This is a genomic window from Neobittarella massiliensis (ex Bilen et al. 2018) (genome assembly GCF_014269355.1).
Taxonomy (GTDB): Bacteria; Bacillota; Clostridia; order Oscillospirales; family Ruminococcaceae; genus Neobittarella; species Neobittarella massiliensis.
Window position 1 is genome coordinate 1 of record NZ_JACOGI010000007.1, and the last position, 6,053, is coordinate 6,053.

Below are 6,053 nucleotides of genomic sequence, written 5' to 3' on the forward strand. Positions count from 1 at the left end.
AAAAACGATACGGTTTACTTTTCGACGCAACAATATAATCTGTTGTACGATTTCTGACGATGTTAGATTACGAACAAAGCCATTTCGCCCGGACTCACAAAAAATACAACCAACAGGACAACCGACTTGTGTGCTCACGCAAACAGTTCCACCATCTCGCCGCTTGATAAAAACCGTTTCAATGTATTTGTTGTCTTTCAGTTCGTAAACATACTTTTCAGTATCACTGCTTTTGCAAATATTTTTTACCAACATTGATAGATTTTTTTTGCGTGGTAATTGCTTATATAATTCTTCATATAAGGCTTTTGCTTCATTCTCGCCAATAACTTCCGACATTTCTTTGTAAGTAAATCCGTATGGATCATTCCGTACTTCCGCAGGCGTATATTTAGGTAAACGTTTCATTTTTATATCCTTTCTTCTAAATAATAAAAGTTTGTTTTTCTGTATTTTTGATTACAATCTCTAATTTTTCTACATCAATGATATGCGTCAATTTGCATTTAGGGCAGAAAAGAGGAAAATCTTTTAATACAGTATCAATTCCCGATTTGTCGTTCTGTTTAGTCCCCAAAGAACCTACTAAACCAGCTACGCTTTTGAACCGGTTCTGTCTCACGCTCCGGCTGATCGGCTCCGGACTTGCCGGAAAGAAGCTGCTGATGCATTGTCCCAGCATGGAGAGCCTGGGCCGCTGCCGCAGTCTGCTGTGCCGTCACCAACGCCGAGCTGACCTCCGCCAACCTTGCGTTCAGTTCCTCGATCTGCTTGTCCTTTACAGCAAGTTGCTCGCTTTTCCGGTCTAATTCTCCCTGCAGCATAGCGATCAAAGTGGTTTCGCAAGTTTCGCAACTTGCTTTCGCCTGTTGCGAAACTTGCTTTCGTTCAACACCTAAATAATGCTGATATATGGCGGTTTTTTGACTTTCGCTGATTGCGAAACTTCCTTTCGCATCTTTCGCAACATGGTTTCGCCTACACCATGCACGAACTGCCTGTTCCGACACGCCACATTCTATTGCAATTTCCGTTATTACACCCGCCAAATATCATCACCACTCTTTCATCCGGAGTTAATCTCAAAACAAATCGCTATGAGATCCCGTCCTTATCAATTTCAAAATCAAAGTCTGCCGAACAACTTTATAGACCAACAGCCAGTCCGGCTCGATGTGACATTCTCTCATGTCCTTATAATTTCTGGAATTAGTGAGAGCATGATCTCGATACGCCTCCGGCAACGGCTGCTCGTTACACAACAGCGTGATCACTTCCTCCAACTTCTTCGGATCGCAGCCTCTCTTGATCGCAAGCTTGTAATCTCGTTTGAACTGCCCCGAAAACTCCGGCTTAAGCATTCAGCGCCTCCATCAGATCTGCAACGCTATCAAACGGACCATACATATCCTCTCCCTTTTCTGCCGCCTCCATCGCCGCATAGGTAACAGCATTCGGCTCGTCAACCTTGACTTCAAAGGGAAGTCCATGACACCTAAGTGCCTGTCGATAAAAAATACCCGTTGCCGTACTCAAATCCATTCCGAGGGACTTAAAGAGAGCTGCCGCCTGTGCTTTCAGCTCCGGCTCCATTCTTATCGTCATATTTCCTTTAGCCATAATAGCACTCCTTTCCTCGTCATTTTTAGCTTGCACTAATATTATATTCAATATTCGTGACATTTGCAAGTGCATTGCAAATGTTTTTTTGCAACTTTTCTATGAACAGTGCTTTCTATATGCTAACACCGCAGCGTGTACATTTAGGGGGTGAAAAAGCCTTATTTCGCGCGGTTTTCAAGCCTCGTTTTCGGTGGGGTAATATAAAAACCCTTACCCGCCCCGAAAACGCCTTGTAGGGCGTTTCTGGGGCGTTTACAGCCCTTTCTTAAATTCCTCCACCAACAGATCGCTCAAAGCCTGTGATGGGCGTATTTTGACCGTTATATGCCCCTCCGGTACGGTGTCCCACCATTTGCGGATCGTTTTCGGATCAAGTCCGGTGTCCCTATGACAATCGGCCTTGCGTCCCTCTGGATGCTCCTGCCGCCACGCATAGACTTGCGCTTTCTTTTCTTCTGCCCCTTTTCTTCTCCATGTGCCGCCAGGATAATCCACTTCCTGCACCGCCCTTGCTCTTTTCAAATGCTCTTTCTGTGATCTACCATTCCTCTTGTTGCGCTCGATGCGAACATCGGTCAGAGCTTCAATATCGGAAATCGTGAAATTGTAATACTCCTTGTCGTAGGCTTCCAGCGCACTCCGTATATCTTCCTCGGTCAATGCGTTCTCATGCTTCACCATCTGCAGATCATCAAAAGCCTCTTTCATATCCTGCCGGAGCTGCTGCTTCGACACACCGCATTTGTAAGCATAGATAGCAAGGCACATCAAAAAGAAATACCGATGCCCGCCCTTTATCTCTCCGATCTGCCGCAGCCACCAATGGTAGAGCGCATACGGATCATCACCATGCACCTTTCCGGCAATATCCCACTTCTTGCGTCCTTTCTCGCCTCTCACAACAACACGCTCATACCACTCCGGATATGCCTCCCTCGCCTCAGCTCGTGTCATTTTGGATGGGCTGAAAGGCTTATTGACATCCACCCTGTTTTCTGGCTTTGCGTAGGCGTTCAGATAATCCAGCGTTACCCGTTCTCCGGTACGGAAAGCGACCAGCTCCGTCCCATGCTTGTCATTGATGCTGCCCACCATGCGGAAGCTCTGATTGATGGATTGATACTGGATCGCCTTGACCTGCGAAGTGCTGCCATACTCCCATAGCCGGAAAGTGAGGTCATATTTCAGACTTTTAAGCTGAATTTTTATATTCGGGTATAGGTCAATCGGCTGCTGGAAAACATAGTAGATATGCAGCCCTGTCCCCGACAGAACAAGGAAAGTCGGCATCGGCAACCGGCGCACTCGCTCCGGATCGCCGCCAAAGCGCAGAAAGAGGTTGCGCAGCTCGGCAAGACCTACGCCATCCAGATCGAAGATCAGAGCATACATCCGCTGGGCGTTCTCCAGCCTGTTCTCCTTTCTGCGATATGCAAGACCGCTGCACAAAGTAAGGCTGTTCCCCTCGACAAACTCCATGTAATCCTGTTCCCATGTGTCGTTATACATCTTCCTGCGCCGGAGCTTCTTATCCTCGCTCTGTTCGTCCCGATACAGATACACAGCGTTCGGATGGGAAAAATCCGTGTGCCGTTCTCCGGAGTTCTCATTGTCCGGAAACAGCTCTTTATAAAACTCATAGCCTCCGACCTCCGGATATTGTGCGCTCAAATACTCGTAGCAGCCTCGATAATTCTCGGTCATATTACCACCTCACAAAAGAAAAAGTACCAAAAAGAAAATCCGCTGCGGCGGGGATCGCCTGCGGGCGGGAAGGGGGAAAAGGGGGAGCAAAAGAGCGGCGGCTACGCCGCCTTAAAGAGAAAGTCACCTCCCCCTTTTCCCCCTCGCTGCGGGGCATTGAAAGTGCCGCCACTATGGAAAACCCGATGGGTTTACCACAGTGGCTTGGAAAACCTCTAACGAGGTTTACCACACTTCCAACACCCCTCCGCTCACCCCCCTTTTCCCCTCCGACTTTCTCCCTTTCAGAGAGAAAAAATATAGGTTGGGAGTACCCTTACAGGGGGCTTAGATTATCAATACAGCAATTCCCTATTTTCAGTTGTTATTATAGCCTGTCCGAAAGAGATTTTCAAGCCCTCCGGACAGGCTTCTTTTACAGCTCCATGCCGCCCATTCCTCGCTGGTGCTGCTGTTGCTCCTGCTGCTGTCCAATCTCCGGATCGGGCAGCAGCTCCCTCGCCTTTTCAAGCAGAGGACGCAGACGCTCCGGCAAGTGTTCTTCCAAGAAGTCCAGCATCCGACCGATGCCGTCCGTCAGACGCTCGGTGAAGCTGCGTTCCTCCTGCAGCTCGGATTGCAGATAATAGTTTTCATCGCGCAGCCTCCGGTTTTCCTGTTCAAGCCTCTGCTGCCGCTGCGCTTCTTCCAGCCGCTTCTTCATGGACGGCACCTGTGACCGCAGACGGGTGTTTTCCTCCGTCAGCTCCTGTACCTTGTGCCGATCCGTCACGCTGCGCAGTGCCATTTTCTTTAGCTGCTCGACCTGATCCACCGTCACGCCCTTTACTGCCCCTGTGAGCGTCTTTTCCGGCTGAATATCATGCAGGGGTGCATTTACCCTGTCAGCCTCCTTTAAGAGCCGCACAGTGCCTTTCAGAGCGTCCCGCTGCCGTTCCAGCTCAGCAACCTCCCGCTCTACTGCCGCTGTCTGCTGCTGCACCGCTTCCAGCCTCGCAGCCGCTTCCTTGAACTGCGGCAAGTCCATGTGCGGTCTGTTCGTGCCGAGAGAGATAATTTCAAAATCGTGCCGCTGGGCGATCTCCGTCAGAGCTTCTTTCTCCCGTTCCATCCACGCCACCCATTCGGTCTGCTTTCTGCCGACACCGACAAACCCCTGCTGCTTCAATGCCTGTTTCATAGATACCCTTGTAGAAAGTCCTCTTGACTGCTCCGTTGCCACAGGGATAAAATCGACATGGAGATGGGGCGTTGCCTCGTCCATGTGCAGCACCATATTGAACACCCGCAGATGGGGGTTGCGTTCTGCAAAAGACTCCGCAAAATCTTTCAGAGCTGCCGCCGCCCGTTCTCCGTCCGGCGTACCGCACCCACAGTCGCTCATGTTGCCGATCTGGAAGATCGCTTCATGGAACAGCTTTTCCTGTTTACTCTGCCGGATATGCTCATAGTAGTCCGGTATCTTATCTCTCGTTTTGGTTTTCTTTGCGTTGTAGGCTGCGAGAGCTTCATCAAAGACCATATGATAGACCTGCTTCAGATCCTCGTTGCAGAAAACAATGTTCTGCTCCGTCCGGCTCCGGTCTACATTAGCCGCTGAGAAGCTGCGGTTGTTGTGCCGGATGCTCCCTGCACCTGTCATACCCGAAATCGTAACTCCCATAAAATCGCCCCCTTTCCGCTTATTCTTCCGTCCTCTATTTTATCATAAATTTCCGCTAAAAACAACCTCTTTGTTACTTTCTGGTGAGAAAGTAACGCAAAAGCACTTTCACACCGCCACCCCATCGGTGCAGCGGTGTGAAAGTGCTTTGCGCCCCTAAAGGGGAGGGGTTGCCGGAGCTGCTTCACTGCCGGCTCGTGCCTGCTGCTCTGCCAGCTCCGGAGGGGCGCTGCCCCTGCCGTCTGCGGACGGCTCCCCGACCTTCATCCCACCGATAAACTGGAATTGGTCATAAAAAAGCCGATAACACATAGGTTTTTTGACCTAATGCGTTATCGGCTCTGCGTCTATGCGTCTGGCACTTTTAATCATTTTTTTTTGAATTTATTATATGTGTTAGCTAACTGTCCACAAGCCGCGTTAATCTCTCTGCCATGAGAAACTCTCATAGTAACTTCAAGTCCTGCTTGCTCTAATTGATGTTTGAATGCAACTATTTCCCGTTTCTGTGGTGCTTTAATTCTTGAATTGCTTGTTGGGTTGTATTGTAACACGTTAATCATAACTTTTTTGCCCCGAAACCATTTTGCAAGTTGTCTTACATCTGAGGGCCGGTCATTTATACCCGGTAAAAGCAAATACGCAAAGACAATTTTGCGATTATGCCTTTCAGAATAGGATAAGGCTTGCTTAACAACATCTTCAATAGCATATATGCGCATGTGAGGAATAATACGATTTCTTGCAGATTGTGTTGCTGCGTGTAAAGATATTGTCAACTGAATTTTAAGATGTTCCTCGCGCAATTTTTTTAATTGATCGACCGGACCAACTGTTGATATGGTAATGCCGTCGGTTGGAAAGTTGAGCCCATATCTATCTCGGAGAATATGGATTGCTTTTATCAAGTTGTCATAATTGAATAAAGGCTCTCCCATACCCATAAAAACGATACGGTTTACTTTTCGACGCAACAATATAATCTGTTGTACGATTTCTGACGATGTTAGATTACGAACAAAGCCATTTCGCCCGGACTCACAAAAAATACAACCAACAGGAC

Annotated in this window: 7 protein-coding genes and 1 pseudogene; all 8 read right to left on the minus strand. The window is 48.4% G+C overall.

The genetic code is table 11. The annotated features are described in order from the left end of the window. Window positions 1-408: pseudogene (locus H8K20_RS13545) on the minus strand (23S rRNA (adenine(2503)-C(2))-methyltransferase RlmN); the annotation flags it as partial. 16 nt (window positions 409-424) lie between these two features. Beyond that, window positions 425-682 (minus strand): cysteine-rich KTR domain-containing protein, encoded by a 258-nt coding sequence (locus H8K20_RS14350; RefSeq protein ID WP_256435368.1) that lies wholly within the window; start codon window positions 680-682, stop codon window positions 425-427. Then, window positions 567-1,049, minus strand: coding sequence for a hypothetical protein (locus tag H8K20_RS13555; protein WP_076917214.1), 483 nt, complete (start codon window positions 1,047-1,049; stop codon window positions 567-569). The genes H8K20_RS14350 and H8K20_RS13555 overlap by 116 nt, the downstream gene beginning before the upstream one ends. Window positions 1,050-1,082: 33 nt before the next feature. Continuing rightward, on the minus strand, window positions 1,083-1,361 hold the full coding sequence (locus H8K20_RS13560) for a type II toxin-antitoxin system YafQ family toxin (protein WP_021632616.1): 279 nt from the start codon (window positions 1,359-1,361) through the stop codon (window positions 1,083-1,085). After that, the gene (locus H8K20_RS13565; RefSeq protein WP_033119556.1) at window positions 1,354-1,620 is read right to left on the minus strand and encodes a type II toxin-antitoxin system RelB/DinJ family antitoxin; all 267 of its coding nucleotides are present in this window, start codon (window positions 1,618-1,620) and stop codon (window positions 1,354-1,356) included. Before H8K20_RS13565 ends, H8K20_RS13560 begins: the two co-directional genes overlap by 8 nt. A gap of 255 nt (window positions 1,621-1,875) precedes the next feature. Continuing rightward, on the minus strand, window positions 1,876-3,327 hold the full coding sequence (locus H8K20_RS13570; RefSeq protein WP_199488597.1) for a hypothetical protein: 1,452 nt from the start codon (window positions 3,325-3,327) through the stop codon (window positions 1,876-1,878). A 415-nt stretch (window positions 3,328-3,742) separates the two neighbouring features. Further along, complete coding sequence (locus tag H8K20_RS13575) at window positions 3,743-4,990, minus strand: plasmid recombination protein (RefSeq protein ID WP_186488843.1); 1,248 nt, start codon at window positions 4,988-4,990, stop codon at window positions 3,743-3,745. A gap of 368 nt (window positions 4,991-5,358) precedes the next feature. Further along, on the minus strand, window positions 5,359-6,053 hold a 695-nt coding region (locus tag H8K20_RS13580; RefSeq protein ID WP_186488846.1), incomplete at its 5' end, for a radical SAM protein.

Coding starts and splice junctions, on each gene's coding strand:
- H8K20_RS14350 (WP_256435368.1), bottom strand. CDS start 682: ATGCTGGGACAATGCATCAGCAGCTTCTTTCCGGCAAGTCCGGAGCCG.
- H8K20_RS13560 (WP_021632616.1), bottom strand. CDS start 1,361: ATGCTTAAGCCGGAGTTTTCGGGGCAGTTCAAACGAGATTACAAGCTT.
- H8K20_RS13565 (WP_033119556.1), bottom strand. CDS start 1,620: ATGGCTAAAGGAAATATGACGATAAGAATGGAGCCGGAGCTGAAAGCA.
- H8K20_RS13570 (WP_199488597.1), bottom strand. CDS start 3,327: ATGACCGAGAATTATCGAGGCTGCTACGAGTATTTGAGCGCACAATAT.
- H8K20_RS13575 (WP_186488843.1), bottom strand. CDS start 4,990: ATGGGAGTTACGATTTCGGGTATGACAGGTGCAGGGAGCATCCGGCAC.